This is a genomic window from Kitasatospora sp. NPDC030952 (assembly GCF_055571335.1).
On record NZ_JBVIFM010000007.1, the window covers coordinates 190617 to 205589 of the forward strand.

General features: G+C 71.9%; 9 protein-coding genes. 5 read left to right on the plus strand and 4 right to left on the minus strand.

Features of this window, described 5'->3' with window-relative positions; genetic code table 11:
• Positions 1–14: 14 nt before the first annotated feature.
• The 4 genes from ACZ47G_RS15980 to ACZ47G_RS15995 form a co-directional block, all read right to left on the minus strand.
• Positions 15–1043, minus strand: a complete 1029-nt coding sequence (locus tag ACZ47G_RS15980; protein ID WP_465742960.1) for a LacI family DNA-binding transcriptional regulator — start codon at positions 1041–1043, stop codon at positions 15–17.
• 102 nt (positions 1044–1145) lie between these two features.
• Positions 1146–2123: a carbohydrate ABC transporter permease gene (locus ACZ47G_RS15985; RefSeq protein WP_465742962.1), complete on the minus strand. Its 978-nt coding sequence runs from the start codon at positions 2121–2123 to the stop codon at positions 1146–1148.
• On the minus strand, positions 2120–3109 hold the full coding sequence (locus tag ACZ47G_RS15990; RefSeq protein WP_465742964.1) for an ABC transporter permease: 990 nt from the start codon (positions 3107–3109) through the stop codon (positions 2120–2122). The genes ACZ47G_RS15985 and ACZ47G_RS15990 overlap by 4 nt, the downstream gene beginning before the upstream one ends.
• On the minus strand, positions 3064–4734 hold the full coding sequence (locus ACZ47G_RS15995; RefSeq protein WP_465742966.1) for an ABC transporter substrate-binding protein: 1671 nt from the start codon (positions 4732–4734) through the stop codon (positions 3064–3066). The genes ACZ47G_RS15990 and ACZ47G_RS15995 overlap by 46 nt, the downstream gene beginning before the upstream one ends.
• 242 nt (positions 4735–4976) lie before the next feature.
• Between ACZ47G_RS15995 and ACZ47G_RS16000 the strand changes: the two genes are divergently transcribed.
• The 5 genes from ACZ47G_RS16000 to ACZ47G_RS16020 all read left to right on the plus strand — a co-directional run bounded on the left by ACZ47G_RS16000 (position 4977) and on the right by ACZ47G_RS16020 (position 14834).
• A complete protein-coding gene (locus ACZ47G_RS16000) occupies positions 4977–7841 on the plus strand; it encodes a glycoside hydrolase family 3 C-terminal domain-containing protein (protein ID WP_465742968.1) in 2865 nt (954 codons plus the stop codon).
• A 171-nt stretch (positions 7842–8012) separates the two neighbouring features.
• A complete protein-coding gene (locus tag ACZ47G_RS16005; protein ID WP_465742970.1) occupies positions 8013–8996 on the plus strand; it encodes an acetylxylan esterase in 984 nt (327 codons plus the stop codon).
• Positions 8997–9039: 43 nt separating this feature from the next.
• Entirely contained in the window at positions 9040–10440 is a 1401-nt protein-coding gene (locus tag ACZ47G_RS16010; RefSeq protein WP_465742972.1) for a GH1 family beta-glucosidase, read from the plus strand.
• The gene (gene yicI / locus ACZ47G_RS16015) at positions 10437–12725 is read left to right on the plus strand and encodes an alpha-xylosidase (protein ID WP_465742974.1); all 2289 of its coding nucleotides are present in this window, start codon (positions 10437–10439) and stop codon (positions 12723–12725) included. The genes ACZ47G_RS16010 and yicI overlap by 4 nt, the downstream gene beginning before the upstream one ends.
• A 126-nt stretch (positions 12726–12851) precedes the next feature.
• A complete protein-coding gene (locus ACZ47G_RS16020; protein ID WP_465742976.1) occupies positions 12852–14834 on the plus strand; it encodes a glycoside hydrolase family 31 protein in 1983 nt (660 codons plus the stop codon).
• Positions 14835–14973 lie beyond the last annotated feature (139 nt).

Consider the following 14973-nt stretch of genomic DNA (forward strand, 5'->3'; position numbering starts at 1 on the left):
TTCCACACGTGGTGTCAACTGCGCTGTGGTGCCTGGGCGGTGCTTTCGCGGACCACCAGTTCCGGTGGCATCAGGAGGAGTTGATCCGCCGGCTCGTGGCCGGCGGCGGTCGCGGCGATCCTTGCCATGACCTGTTCGACGGCGACCTGCCCGAGGTCCTTCCTGGGGCTGGTCACGGAGGTGAGCCGGGGCGAGTGCTGCTCGGCCAAGCCGTCGGGGCAGATGGCGATGACGGAGGCGTCCTCCGGCACCGTCCGCCCGGTGGCCCGCAGCAGGGTGAGCAGCGGGCCGATCGCGGCCTCGTTCTGCACGACGAACCCCGTGGTGTCCGGGCGGTCCGCGAGGATCCGGGCCAGGGTGCCCGCCGTGCTCTCGTAGGTGCCCTCGCACGGCCGGTGGAGGAAGCGCAGGTCACGCCGTTCGGCGCGGGCGCGGAAGCCGTTCAGGGTGCGCTCGGCGTAGCCGGCGTGCCGCCGGTAGACGCCGCTGCTGTAGCCGATGAAGGCGATGTCGCGGTGGCCGAGGTCGGCCAGGTGGTCGGCGCACAGGGCGCCGGCGGTGGCGAAGTCGTGGTCGACGCAGGAGAGTCCGGCCGGGTCGTCGGGCAGGCCGATGAGCGCGGCCGGGATCTCCTCGGCCCGCAGGATCGGAATGCGGTCGTCGTCGAGCCGGACGTCCATCAGGATGACGCCGTCGGCGAGCCCGGTGGCGGCGACCCGGCGGACGCCTTCGGGCCCTTCGTCGTTGGTGAGCAGCAGGACGTCGTAGCCGTGTTCGCGGGCGGCCACGGTGACGGCGATGGCGATCTCCATCATGGTGGGCACGTGCACCTCGGGGTGGAGCGGTACCACCAGGGCGATGATGTGCGAGCGCTTGCCGGCCAGGGCCCGGGCACCCGCGTTGGGGTGGTAGCCGAGGTCCGTGATGGCCCGCTCGACGCGGACCCTGGTCTCGTCGGAGATCGGGCGCTTGCCGCTGAGGGCGTAGCTGACCGTGCTGGACGAGACGCCGGCGTGCCTGGCCACATCGGCGAGTGTCACCATCGCTCTGCTTCCTTCGTGTCGGTTCCGGTCGGGGGCGGCCCGGTCGCGCGGCGCGGGGCTCCACGCGTGGGGCCGCTCCCGGTCTGGGGTGCCCGGTTCGGCTCAGCCCTTGATCGCGCCGGTGAGGACACCGGTACGCAGGTGCTTCTGTACGAACGGGTACACGATCACCAGTGGTACCAGGGTGAGGACCACGACCGCCATCTGCAGCGACAGCGGGGCGGTCTGCGCGTGGGTGCTCCCGAAGCCCGAGTTGACGGAACCGGGCAGCCCGTTGGCCCGGTTGACGTAGGTGAGCAACACGTACTGGAGCGGCCACTTCTGACTGTCCGTCGGCATGTAGAGCATGACGTTGAAGAAGGAGTTCCAGTACCCGACGGCGTAGAACAGCGCGGTGACGGCGGTGACGGCGCGTGAGGTGGGCAGCACGACGGACCACAGGATCCGCCAGTCCCCGGCGCCGTCCATCCGGGCCGCGTCGATCAGTTCGGAGGAGGTGTCCTGGTAGAAGGCGCGCAGCACCAGGATGTTGAAGACGGAGACCGCGCTCGGCAGGATCAGCGCCCACCACTGGCCGTAGCCGCCGAGGCCGGTGACGACCAGGAAGCTGGGGATCAGGCCGCCGCTGACGAACATCGTGATGATCAGCAGCATCAGGAGGAAGCGGTGCCCGAGCGACCGGGGCCGGGAGAGGCCGTAGGCGCACAGGATCGAGACGGCCATGGAGATCGCGGTGCCGACCACGGTGATGCCGAGGCTCACCAGCAGGGCGGTGACGACCGTCGGGTCGCCGAGCATCTGGCGGTACGTCTCGGTGGTCAGGCCGTCCGGCCAGATCACCAGGCCACCGGCCCGGTTGATGGCACCGGGGGTGGAGAAGCTGGTCACCACGATGATCCAGAGCGGGACCAGGATGACGGCGAGCGTCCCGCCGAGCGTGAGGCCCTTGGCCGCCTGGCCGACCGCGGTGGGCGGTTCCTCCCAGGGCGGGCGGGTGGAGCGTGCCCGGCGTCGGGCGGCCGCCGGCGTGGTGCGGCGCTTCTCGCTCCGCGAGCTCAGGGTGGTGAGTGCGTTGGTCATTTGCGATACAGCCCGTCCTCGCCGAAGGCGTGCGCCAGCTTGTTGGCGCCCCAGATCAGCAGCAGGGAGACCACGCTCTTGAAGAGCCCGGCCGCCGCGCCGTAGCTGTAGCCGCCGGTGGCGATGCCGTAGTAGAAGGAGAAGGTGTCCAGGACGTCCGCGGCCTCGTGGCCGACGGCGTCGCGTTGGATCAGGAACTGCTCGAAGCCGACGGACAGGGCGTTGCCGAGCCGCAGGACCAGCATCAGCACGATCACGCCGCGCAGGCCCGGCAGCGTGATGTGCCACATCCGCCGGAGCCGGCCCGCGCCGTCCGCGGCTGCGGCCTCGTACAGCTCGCTGTTGATCGCGCTCAGCGCCGCGAGGAAGACGATGATCCCCCAGCCCGCCTCCTTCCAGACCGCCTGCGAGGTGACCAGCAGTGCGAAGGTGTGCGGGTCGGTCATGATGTCCCAGGTGGCGATGTCGTGCTGGCGCAGGAACTGGTTGAGCACGCCGGCGCCGCCCAGCATCTGCTGGAAGATCGTGATCGCCAGCACCCAGGAGAAGAAGTGCGGCAGGTAGACCACGGACTGGAAGAAGTTGCGGATCCGCTCGCTGATCACCGAATTGAGCAGCAGGGCCAGGGCGATGGGGATCGGGAAGAACAGGATCAGCTGGACGAAGCTGAGGTACAGCGTGTTCTGCATCGAGGCCCAGAAGGCCGGGTCGCCGAACAGCTGCTGGAACTGGTCGAAGCCGACCCATTCGCTGTGCCAGACCCCGACCAGCGGGTCGTACTCCTGGAAGGCGGTGACGATGCCGAACAGCGGCACGTAGTTGAACACCAGGAGCAGGACGATCGCGGGGATCGTCATCAGCAGGAGCGACTTGTCGCGCCGCAGCCTGATCCGCCAGCCGAGCCGCGCCGGCTTGGCGGGGCGCTTCGGTGCCGCGGTGCTCACTGGCCGGAGCCGTACTTGTCGAGGACGTTGTCGGTCATCCACTGCTTGAGCCGCTCCCCGGGGCCGGAACGCCAGCTGGCGATGGCGTCCTGCACGTCGGAGACCTTCTTCTTGCCGTGGTAGCAGTCCTTGAGGGTGTCGTTGACGCCGGCGGCGGCCGCGGCCGCCGCCAGGGCCGGCGGCATGCTGAGGTTCATGGCCCAGAAGGGCGGCTTCCGGAGGTACTGGACGTTGGCGGCCGACCAGCCGGCGTAGTCCTTGGTGATCTGTTCGCCGCCCGGGTTGCTGATCACGGAGGAGGAGGCGGCCAGGAACGGGTACGTCGTCGCCTGGACGTCCTTCTTGCCCTCCTCCGTGAAGGTCGGCGCGCCGTTCACGCGGGTGTGGTGGACGCCCTCGACCCCGAAGTTGACCAGGGTGTACTCGGCCGTGCCGTAGGGGGCGGCGAGGTAGTTCGCGACGGCGAGCAGTTCCTCGATCTGCGCCGGTTTCAGATCGGCGTTGAGGTAGCTGATCACGCTGGCGCCGGGGCCCATGTAGGCCACCGGCGTGCCCTTGCCGTCGGCGGCGATGGCGTTGAACGCGCCGCGCCGGTAGTTCGGGTCCGCGGCGACGCCGGACTGGTGGTCGGACAGGTTCCAGGCGCCCAGTCCGCCGCCTTGGATGAGCACCTTGCCGCTGTAGAAGCGGGTGGCCCCGTTGGAGACGTCGCCGGCCAGCGCGTCCGGGTGCATGTAGCCGGAGGTGGCCAGGCGGTAGTGCCAGTCGAGGGCCTCCAGGAACTCCTGGGTCTCGAACGGGTGGACCAGCTTGCCGTTGTCGATCCGCCAGTTCATCGGGACGTTCCAGGAGAACTGGAGGTAGGTCCACACGTCGTCGAAGGCCCACACGCCCCGCTTGGGGTCGGTCAGTTCCTTGCCGAGGTTCATCAGGTCGTCGGCGGACTTCACCTGGTCGCCGCTGATGCCCCGGGCTTCGAGGACGTCCCGGCGGTAGAAGGTGGCACCGGGCATGCCGAAGCTGCTGGAGAAGCAGGGGATCCCGTAGAGCTTGTCGTCCCAGATCCCGGTCTGCCAGGCGCCGGTGGGCAGGGCTGCCAGGTTGGGGTACTTCTTGATGTTGTCGCCGGACAGGTACGGGGTCAGGTCGGCGAGCTGGGTGCCGGCCAGCCCGCCGGTGTTGAAGTTGGAGTTCCACCAGGCCGGCAGGTTGATCCAGTCCGGTAGCTTCTTGGCGGCGGTCATCGTCGGGACGATGGTGTTGTAGTTGATCCCGTCCGCCGGCTTCATGGTCAGCTCGACCCCGAGCGCCTTGCTCATCGCCTGGTAGAAGGAGTTGCCGACCGGCGGGGCGGTGCCCCACAGCGGAGTGACCGCCGTGTAGCTGCCGCCCTTGCCCGGAACGCCGGAGACGCTGGTGGGCGGGGTAGCCGGGTAGGAGAGGTAGGCCGGGTCGGTCGCGGCACCGGCGCCGCCCTGGACGGAGGCTATGTCCGGCTTGACCGCGTTGGCGTTCGGCACGTAGGCGGGCAGGGCCGCCTTCAGGCCCTCCTTGGTGTTCGCCCCGGCCTTCTTGGTCGAACCGCCGCCGCAGGCGGACAGCAGGGGCGCCATGGCGGCGGCTCCCGCGACGGTGGCGGCGGTACTCAGGAAGCTCCTGCGATTCATGCCGGATCTCATGGTGGCGTGGCCCCTCTCCGTCGAAGCGCGGTCCGAGCGCCGAAGCGCCGAAGCGTCGAAGCGCTTGGATGTTTCGGCGAGACTAACGACGCGTTACCAGTTGAGCAAGAGGGTGAACAAACCCAAAATCGTTTGTGTCCTGGGGAGTTGACAGTCACACCGGAGCGTGCCAGCGTCGAAGCGCTTCGATTCACCACCACCGAGCCCAGCCCGCCCGAGGGGTATTCCACGTGAGTTCCGTACCCGCGTCCGCAGCCGGCCTGCCCGGCTTCCGCAATCCCACGCTTCCCCTGCGCAAGCGTGTCGACGACCTGCTCCACCGGCTCACGCTCGACGAGCGGCTCGCGATGCTGCACCAGTACGCGCCGGCCGTCCCGCGCCTGGGCGTCGCTGCCTTCCGCACCGGCAGCGAGGGCCTGCACGGCGTCTCCTGGCTCGGCGAGGCGACGGTCTTCCCGCAGGCCGTCGGCCTCGGCGCCAGCTGGGACGAGGACCTGGTGCGCACGGTCGCCGAGGCGGTCTCGACCGAGTTGCGGGCCTTCCACTACCACCGCCCGGCGGCCGTCGGCGCCTCCGATCGCGGGCCCAACTCGCTGCAGGCCTGGGCCCCGGTGCTCAACCTCCTGCGCGACCCGCGCTGGGGGCGCAACGAAGAGGGCTACTCCGAGGACCCGGTGCACACCGCGCGGGTCGGCGAGGCGTTCTGCCGCGGCCTCTCCGGCGACCACCCGGACTACCTGCGGACCGCCCCGGTGCTCAAGCACTTCCTCGCCTACAACAACGAGGACGACCGCTGCACCACCTCCTCCGGACTGCGCCCGCGCGTCCTCCAGGAGTACGACCTGGCCGCCTTCCGCCCCGTCGTCGCCTCCGGCGCCGCGACCGGTGCGATGGCCGCCTACAACCTGGTCAACGGCCGTCCCTGCCACGTCAGTCCGCTGATCGAGGCGGAGCTGCGCCGCTGGGCCCGGCCGACCGGCCACGAGCTGTTCGTGGTCAGCGACGCCGAGGCCCCCTCCAACCTGGTCGACCCGGAGCACTACTTCGACGACCACGCCGAGTCCCACGCCGCCGCGCTCAAGGCCGGCATCGACAGCTTCACCGACCACGGCGAGGACACCGAGACCCCGGTCGGCCGACTGCGTGCGGCGCTGGAGCGCGGCCTGATCGACGAGTCCGACGTGAACCGGGCCGTCCGGCGCCAGCTGGAAGTACGCTTCCGCCTGGGCGAGTTCGACCCCGAGCTGGACCCGTACGCGGGCATCGGCCCCGACGTGATCGACAGCCCCGAGCACCGCGCCCTGGCCCGGCAAGCGGCGATCGAGTCGACCGTCCTGCTCAAGAACGACGGCCTGCTGCCGCTCGACCCGGCCCGCACGCCGCGGATCGCCGTCATCGGCCCGCTCGCCGACTCCCTCTTCGAGGACTGGTACAGCGGCACCATGCCGTACCGGGTGAGCATCGCCGCCGGACTGGCCGCGGCCCTCGGCGCCCACGGCGGCGAGATCGTTCAGGTGGAGGGCTCGGACCGGATCACCCTGCGTTCGCCGACCTCGGGCGAACTGCTCGGCAAGTCCGCCTTCGATGTGACCGACTGGGGGGGCGGTGCCTCCACCCTGCGCGACGCCGACACCGGTCGCTACCTGAGCCTCCAGGACGACGATGCCCTGGCCGCCGACCAGGACGTCATCAAGAGCTGGTTCGTCAAGGAGACCTTCCGGCTCGAACCGGCCGGCCCGGACACCGTCCTGCTGCGCTCCGTGTTCACCGGACGCTACGCCGCCGTCGATCCGACCGACGGCCGGGTGAGCGTCACCGCCGAGACCGCGCAGGAGGCCGAGCACTGGCAGCGCGAGCTGCTGCGCGACGGCGCCGCCGAGGCACGCGAGGCCGCCGCGACGGCGGACGCCGCCGTGGTCGTCCTCGGCAACCACCCGATGATCAACGGCCGGGAGACCGAGGACCGCGCGGACATCGACCTGCCCGAGGGGCAGGAGACCCTGCTGCGCGCCGTCGCGGCCGTCTGCCCGGACACCGCCCTGGTCGTGATGAGCAGCTATCCCTACGCCCTCGACTGGGCCGACGAGCACCTGCCCGCCGTGGTGTGGACCTCCCACGGCGGGCAGGAAACAGGACACGCGCTGGCCGCCGTGCTGCTCGGCGAGGCCGAGCCCGCCGGCCGGCTGCCGCAGACCTGGTACCGGGGCGACGACCCACTGCCCGCCCCGCTCGACTACGACGTCATCAAGGCCGGCTGGACCTACCAGTACCACCGTTCCGTCCCGCTCTACTCCTTCGGCCACGGGCTCTCCTACACCGACTTCACCCACCGGGACCTGCGCCTGTCACAGCCGTCGATCGGCCAGGACGACTCGGTCGAGCTCACCGTGACCCTGGAGAACAGCGGAGCGCGGCCCGGTAGTGAAGTGGTCCAGATCTACGTCCGCGCCCTGGAGGCCCGGTTCGAGGCGCCCCGGCTGCGCCTGGCCGACTTCCGCAAGGTCCGGCTGGAGCCGGGGGAGAGCCGCGAACTGACGTTCCGGCTGTCGGCCGGGCAACTCGCCCACTGGTCCGTCGCCACCGGTGCCTTCACCGTCGACCCCGGCGGCTACGAGGTGATCGTGGCCCACAGCGCCGACCACCCCGTGCTCACCGCGCCGCTCACCGTGACCGGGGTGCCCGCCCCGCCCCGGGCGGGCGTCGGACACCGGATCCCGGCCGTCGACTTCGACGACTACGAGGACGCCACCATCGTCGACGCCACCCGCACCGACGGCGACGCCGTCACGCCCACCGACCCCGGGCAGCCCGCGACGCTGCTCTTCCGCGACGTCGACCTCTCCGGCGCCGTCCGGATCGAGGTCGAGACCGCCCGCGAGGGCGTCGGCACCGGCCCGGCGCGGCTCGAAGTCCGGGCGGGCGGCCGGGTGCTGGCCGACCTCGACGTGCCGGTGACCGGCGACCGCTACACCTGGACGAGCAGCACCGCCGAGCTCTCCGCCCCGCTCGACGGCGTGCTCGACCTGGGCCTGACCCTGCACGGCGACTTCCGGCTCACCGCTTTCCGCTTCGGCGCGGCCGGCACCGCCCGCTGAGGCCCGTCGTCCCAGACCGGCGGCCCGCTCGTGGGGGGACGGGCCGCCCCCTTTCCCACTCGGCACCCGGGCCGCGAACCGCCCGGGTGCCGCCCCCGCCGGACAGACCCTCGGTCGCCGCTCACGCCCCGTCACACCACCCCGCCCTCGCTCCACCCGGAGGTAGCCCCCGTGCCGTTCACCGATTTCGGAGTCGACGAACTCGACGACTACCAGCCCGAGTCGACCATGCCGCAGGACTTCGACGAGTTCTGGCAGCGCACCCTCGCCGAGGCTCGCTCGCACGGCGGGGCGGTCAAGGCCGAACGCGTCACCTCCCAGTACGGCCTGCGCACCGTCGAGGTCGACGACGTACGGTTCCCCGGCTGGAACGGCGAGCCGGTGGCCGCCTGGCTGCTGCGCCCGCGCGGCGTGGCGGGCCCGCTGCCGGTCGTCGTCACCTACATCGGCTACTCCGGCGGCCGGGGACTGCCCACCGAGCACCTGTTCTGGTCCGCCGCCGGCTACGCCCAGCTCGTCGTGGACAGCCGGGGGCAGGGCCACGACACCCCGGACCTCGGCACGGGCGGCGGCACCCAGTGGGTCGGCGGTTTCATGACCCGCGGCATCGACTCCCCGGAGAACTACTACTACCGGCGGCTGATGACCGACTGCGTGCGCGCCGTCGACGCCGTCGCGGAGCTGCCCGGGCTGGACGCCGACCGGATCGTGCTGGCCGGCGGCAGCCAGGGCGGCGGCCTGGCCCTCGCCGCCGCCGGACTCACCGGCGACCGGGTGGCCGCGGTGATGCCCGACGTCCCGTTCCTGTGCCACTACCGCGAGGGTGCGAAGCTCGCCCTGGACGGGCCGTACCAGGAACTCGTCAACTACCTGCGCTGGCACAGCCGGCACCGCGTGCAGCCCGCCTTCGCCACCCTCGACTACTTCGACGGCGTCCACTTCGCCCAGCGGGCCACCGCGCCGGCCCTGTTCAGCGTCGGCCTGATGGACCCGGTCTGCCCGCCCCGCACCGTCTACGCCGCCTTCAACCACTACGCGGGCGAGGACCGCACCATGACCGTCTGGCCCTTCGCCGACCACGCCGGCGGCTGCGGCTCCAACCCGCCCGTCCAGCTGTCCTGGCTGCGCGACCGCGGGCTGGCGCCGCAGCTGTGACCGCCGTGCCCGCTGACCGAGACAACCCCGTGAGGCATGCCGCATGAGCACCCTGGCCTTTCCGGAACTGCCCCCCGGGTTCCGCTTCGGCGCGGCCACCGCGGCCTACCAGATCGAGGGCGCCCACGACCAGGACGGCCGGGGCCCGTCCATCTGGGACACCTACAGCCACACCCCGGGCCGCACCCTCGGCGGCGCCACCGGTGACACCGCCTGCGACCACTACCACCGCTACCCCGAGGACATCGCCCTGCTCCGCGGGCTCGGCGTCGACGACTACCGCTTCTCGATCTCCTGGCCGCGCCTGCTGCCGGAGGGCACCGGCCCGGTCAACCCGAAGGGCCTGGACTTCTACGACCGGCTGATCGACGGGCTGCTGGCCGCCGGCATCGCGCCGGCTGCCACCCTCTACCACTGGGACCTGCCGCAGGTCCTCGAAGACCGGGGCGGCTGGCGGGTGCGGGAGACCGCCGAGGCCTTCGCGGAGTTCGCGAACGTCGCCGCCGACCGCTACGGCGACCGGGTCGAGCGCTGGATCACCCTCAACGAGCCGTTCTGCTCCGCCTTCGTCGGCTACGCCGAGGGCCGGCACGCACCCGGCGCCCGGGAGGGCCGCGGGGCGCTGGCCGCAGCCCACCACCTCCTGGTCGGCCATGGTCTGGCCGTCCGGGAGCTGCGCGCCGCCGGCGCCCGGGAGATCGGCATCACGCTCAACCTCGACCGCCTGCACGCCGCCTCCGACCGGCCCGAGGACCTCGCCGCCCTGCGCCGGGCCGAGGTGCTGCACAACGAGGTCTGGACCGAGCCGCTGTTCGCCGGCCGCTACCCCGAGCACGAGGCCGAGACCTGGGAGGGCCTGGCCGACGGTCCTTGGCGCCGACCGGGAGACCTGCAACTGATCGGCACGCCGCTGGACTTCGTCGGCATCAACTTCTACCGGCCGATCACCGTCGAGGCCGCCCCGCACCGCGAGGCCGACCTGGAACTGCGCACCGCCATGGACATCGGCGTCGCCGAGCCGAACCGGTACGGCACCCGGCTCACCACCATGGGCTGGCCCGTCGTCCCGTCCGCGTTCACCGAACTGCTCCGCGACCTCGACCACCGCTACCCGCGGCTCCCGCCGGTCTGGATCACCGAGAACGGCTCCGCCGAGGCCGACAGCGTCACCCCCGACGGCCGGATCCACGACGCCGAGCGGATCGACTACCTGGCCGGCCACCTCGCCGCCGTCGCCGACGCCATCGCGGCCGGGGTCGACGTGCGCGGCTACTACGTCTGGTCGCTGCTGGACAACTTCGAGTGGGCCCGCGGCTACGAGCAGCGCTTCGGCCTGGTCCGCGTCGACTACGACACCCTGACCCGAACCCCCAAGGACAGCTACCACTGGTACCGGGGCCTGATCACCGCGCACCGTGCGCGGACGGAGGAACCTGCCCGATGAAGTTCACCGACGGCTACTGGCTGATGCGCCAGGGCGTCACCGCGCGCTACGCCACCGAGGTCGCCGACGTCCGAGCCGGCGAGGACCGGATGACCCTCTACGCGCCCGTCAAACACGTGCGCGGCCGCGGTGACACGCTCAACAGCCCACTGCTGACCGTCGAGTGCTGGTCCCCGGCCGAGGGCGTGATCGGCGTGCGCACCACCCACCACGCCGGATCGGTCAAGCCCGGTCCCGAGTTCGCGCTGCCCGGCGCGGAGCAGGGAGCCGGCAAGGTGCGCCGCGAGGGCGACGTGGTGGAGCTCTGCGCCGGCGAACTGACGCTGCGGGTGGACACCACCGAGCCGTGGCGGCTGGAGTTCGGCGCGGGCGGCCGGGCGCTGACGACCGTGGGGGAGCGCGGCACCGGCTTCGTCACCGACGCCGACGGCCGGCACCACATGCTCGGGCAGCTCTCGCTCGGCGTCGGCGAACTGGTCTACGGACTGGGGGAGCGGTTCACCCCGTTCGTCCGCAACGGCCAGGTGGTGGACATCTGGCAGGCCGACGGCGGCACCAACAGCGAACAGGCCTACAAGAACGTCCCGTTCCACCTGACCAACCGGGGCTACGGCGTCTTCGTCAACCACCCGGGCAAGGTCAGCTACGAGATCGGCTCCGAGTCCGTCGGCCAGGTCCAGTTCAGCGTCGAGGACCAGTCGCTGGAGTACTTCGTCGTCCACGGCCCGACCCCCAAGCAGATCCTGGAGCGGTACACCGCGCTCACCGGCCGCCCCGCGCTACCCCCGGCGTGGGCGCTGGGCCTGTGGCTGACCACCTCCTTCACCACCGACTACGACGAGGCCACCGTCAACCGCTTCGTCGGCGGCATGGCGGAGCGCGGCATCCCGCTGAGCGTCTTCCACTTCGACTGCTTCTGGATGCGCGGGTACCAGTGGAGCGACTTCCGCTGGGACCCGGACACCTTCCCGGACCCGGCGGGCATGCTCGCCAGGCTCAAGGAGCAGGGGCTGCGCATCTGCCTGTGGATCAACCCGTACATCGCGCAGAAGTCGGAGCTCTTCGCCGAGGGCGTGCGCGAGGGCTTCCTGGTGCGCCGCCCGGACGGCAGCGTCTGGCAGTGGGACCTCTGGCAGCCCGGCATGGCCCTGGTGGACTTCACCAACCCCGCCGCCCGCGCCTGGTACACGGGCAAGCTGCGCACCCTGCTGGACGTCGGCGTGGACTGCTTCAAGACCGACTTCGGCGAGCGCATCCCCACCGACGTGGTCTGGCACGACGGTTCCGACCCCGAGCGGATGCACAACTACTACACCCAGCTGTACAACCGGACGGTGTTCGAGCTGCTCCGCGAGGAGCGCGGCGAGGGGGAGGCGATGCTGTTCGCCCGCTCCGCCACCGTGGGCGGCCAGCAGTACCCGGTGCACTGGGGCGGCGACTGCGAGTCGCACTTCAACGCCATGGCGGAGTCGCTGCGCGGGGGACTGTCCCTCGGGCTGTCCGGCTTCGGCTTCTGGAGCCATGACATCGGCGGCTTCGAGGGCACCCCCACCCCCGCCGTCTTCAAGCGCTGGACCCAGTTCGGCCTGCTCTCCTCGCACAGCCGGCTGCACGGCAGCAAGTCCTACCGGGTGCCGTGGGAGTTCGGTGAGGAGGCCGTCGAGGTCACCCGCGAGTTCACCCTGCTCAAGCACCGCCTCGCGCCCTACCTCCAGCACGCGGCCCAGCAGGCGCACACCACCGGCGTGCCGGTGATGCGCGCGATGGTGCTGGAGTTCCCGGACGACCCGGCCGCCGCCGTGCTCGACCGGCAGTACCTGCTCGGCGACGACCTGCTCGTCGCCCCGGTCTTCACCGAGGACGGCACGGTCGAGTACTACGTGCCGGAGGGGACGTGGACCAACTTCCTGACCGGCGACCAGGTCACCGGCCCGCGCTGGGTGCGCGAACGGCACGGCTTCCACACCCTGCCGCTGCTCGCCCGCCCCGACTCCGTCATCCCGCTCGGCGCGGACGACCAACGCCCGGTCTCGGCCTGGGCCGAGGGCGTCGAACTGCGGGTGCACGCCTTCGCCGACGGCGCCGAGCGCACCGTGGTGATCCCGCGCTCCGACGGCCCCGGCGAGACCGCCCGCTTCCACCTGCGCCGCACCGGCGACCGCCTCCGGGTGACCACCGACAGCCCGCACCCCTGGCAGCTGCGGATCGGCGGCCCGGACGGCGCCCTGCACGTCAGCCCGGCCGGCACCCCCGAGGCCGAACTTCCCTACCCGGCCCAGGCCTGAGGCCGGCCCCCGGACGACGCGGGGCCCCGCACGCCACCGCATGGGCGTGCGGGGCCCCGCCCCCCGACGGATCCGGGCAGCCGCCTTCACACCGGGCCGACATCGCAGAAGTGAGGATGGATCACCTTGTCCTACCGCATCCGCGCGGGCGCGCTGGAACGGCACACCGGCTACGAGGTCCTCCGCGTCGAGGCCTGGGGACCGGACGCCGTCCGGGTGCGGGCCTCGTCCGGGACCATCGACCCCGCCGCTCCCGGCGCGCTGGAGAGCCCCCCACCCCGCCCGCAGGCCGAACTGTCCGTATCGGACGACGGTTGTGCCCGTCTGGTCAACGGCCGTCTCACCGTCGAGGCCTCGGCGGACGGCCGGCTGAGGTTCCGCCACGCCGTCTCGGGCCGCGAACTCCTCGCCGACAAGGGCCCGTACGCGCACCACGCCGGCCCTCGCGTCCACGCGGCGGGCGGCCGGACGGAGCAGTCCTTCGAGGCCTATCACGGTGAACGGCTGCACGGCCTGGGGCAGCACCTGCACGGACGCCTGGACCAGAAGGGCTGCGTGATCGACCTCGTCCAGGCCAACACCGTGGCGGCCGTCCCCTTCCTGCACTCCTCGCGGGGCTACGGACTGCTGTGGAACAACCCCGCCACCGGCCGCGTCGAACTGGGCGCCGACACCACGCGGTGGACGGCTGACGGCGGCGGGCGCATCGACTACTGGATCACCGCCGGCGACACCCCGGCCCAGGTCCTGGACTCCTACACCCGGGCCACCGGTCGCCCGCCCCTGCTCCCCGACTGGGCCTCGGGCTTCTGGCAGTCGAAGCTCCGCTACCGCACCCAGGACGAACTCCTGGCGGTGGCCCGGCAGTACAAGGAACGTGGGCTCCCGCTGTCGGTGATCGTCTGCGACTTCTTCCACTGGCCGAGGATGGGCGACTGGCGCTTCGAGGAGAGCGAGTGGCCCGACCCCGCCGCCATGGTGAAGGAGTTGTCGGACCTCGGGGTGAGACTCGCCGTCTCGGTGTGGCCCACCGTCGAGCCCGACAGCGACGCGTACGACCAGCTGCGCGCGGCCGGACACCTCGTCCGGGACGCCGGCGGCGGCCTGCTCACCTACCCGTGGCCGTCCCGGTACGCCGGGGACGCGCTGATCCGTCCGATGGCGTACTACGACGCCACCCACCCCGGAGCGCGCGCCGCGCTGTGGCGGCGGCTGGACGACAACTACCGCTCGGCGGGCGTGGCGTGCTTCTGGCTGGACGCCTGCGAGCCGGACCTGCCGCGGGACCGCGCCGAACGCGCCGTCTACGCGGCCGGGCCGGCGGCCGAGGTCGCGAACCTCTACCCCCTGGAACACGCCCGCGCGGTGGCTGACGGCCTGCGCGCGGCGGGTGAGGACCGGCCGCTCTCGCTGGTCCGCTCCGCGTGGGCGGGCAGCCAGCGGCACGGGGCCCTGCTGTGGTCCGGCGACATCCCCACCACCTTCGACTCCCTCGCGCGCCAGATCAGGGCCGGGCTGAACGTCGGGATGAGCGGCATCCCCTGGTGGAACACCGACATCGGCGGATTCTTCGGCGGCGACCCGGACGACCCGGCCTACCGCGAACTGCTGGTCCGGTGGTTCCAGTACGGCACGTTCAGCCCCGTCATGCGGCTGCACGGCGACCGCGCGCCCAACTTCCCCGCCTTCTCCGCCGACATGACCGGCGGGCCGAACGAGGTCTGGTCCTACGGGGAGGAGGCGTACGGCATCCTGCGCGACCACCTGGAGCTGCGCGAGCGCCTGCGCCCGTACCTGAGGACGCTGTCCGAGGACGCCCACCGCACCGGTGCCCCGCCGATGCGCCCGCTGTTCTTCGACTTCCCCGAGGACGAGCGCGCCTGGGACGTGGACGACCAGTTCCTGCTCGGTCCCGATGTGCTGGTGGCACCCGTGTACGAGGCGGGCGCCCGGGCCCGCCGGGTGTACCTGCCGTCCGGTGCCCGCTGGCTCGACCCGGTCACCGGACGCGTGCTGGAGGGCGGAACGACGCTCGACGCGCAGGCCCCGCTGGACCGCATCCCGGTCTTCGCGCGGGAGGGCTCCGACGTCGCCGGCCGGCTCGGCTGACTCCGCCGGACAGGACCCAGTAGCCCCCGCGCTGGGCGGCGACCATGGTCAGGGTCAGTTCCGGTCCGCGACAACGGGGATGATCACCCCGTCCGCGCATCCGCCGCGGCGCACCACTCCAGGACCCCCTTGAACGAGG

Coding starts and splice junctions, on each gene's coding strand:
- ACZ47G_RS15985 (WP_465742962.1), bottom strand. CDS start 2,123: ATGACCAACGCACTCACCACCCTGAGCTCGCGGAGCGAGAAGCGCCGC.
- ACZ47G_RS15995 (WP_465742966.1), bottom strand. CDS start 4,734: ATGAATCGCAGGAGCTTCCTGAGTACCGCCGCCACCGTCGCGGGAGCC.
- ACZ47G_RS16010 (WP_465742972.1), top strand. CDS start 9,040: ATGAGCACCCTGGCCTTTCCGGAACTGCCCCCCGGGTTCCGCTTCGGC.
- yicI (WP_465742974.1), top strand. CDS start 10,437: ATGAAGTTCACCGACGGCTACTGGCTGATGCGCCAGGGCGTCACCGCG.
- ACZ47G_RS15980 (WP_465742960.1), bottom strand. CDS start 1,043: ATGGTGACACTCGCCGATGTGGCCAGGCACGCCGGCGTCTCGTCCAGC.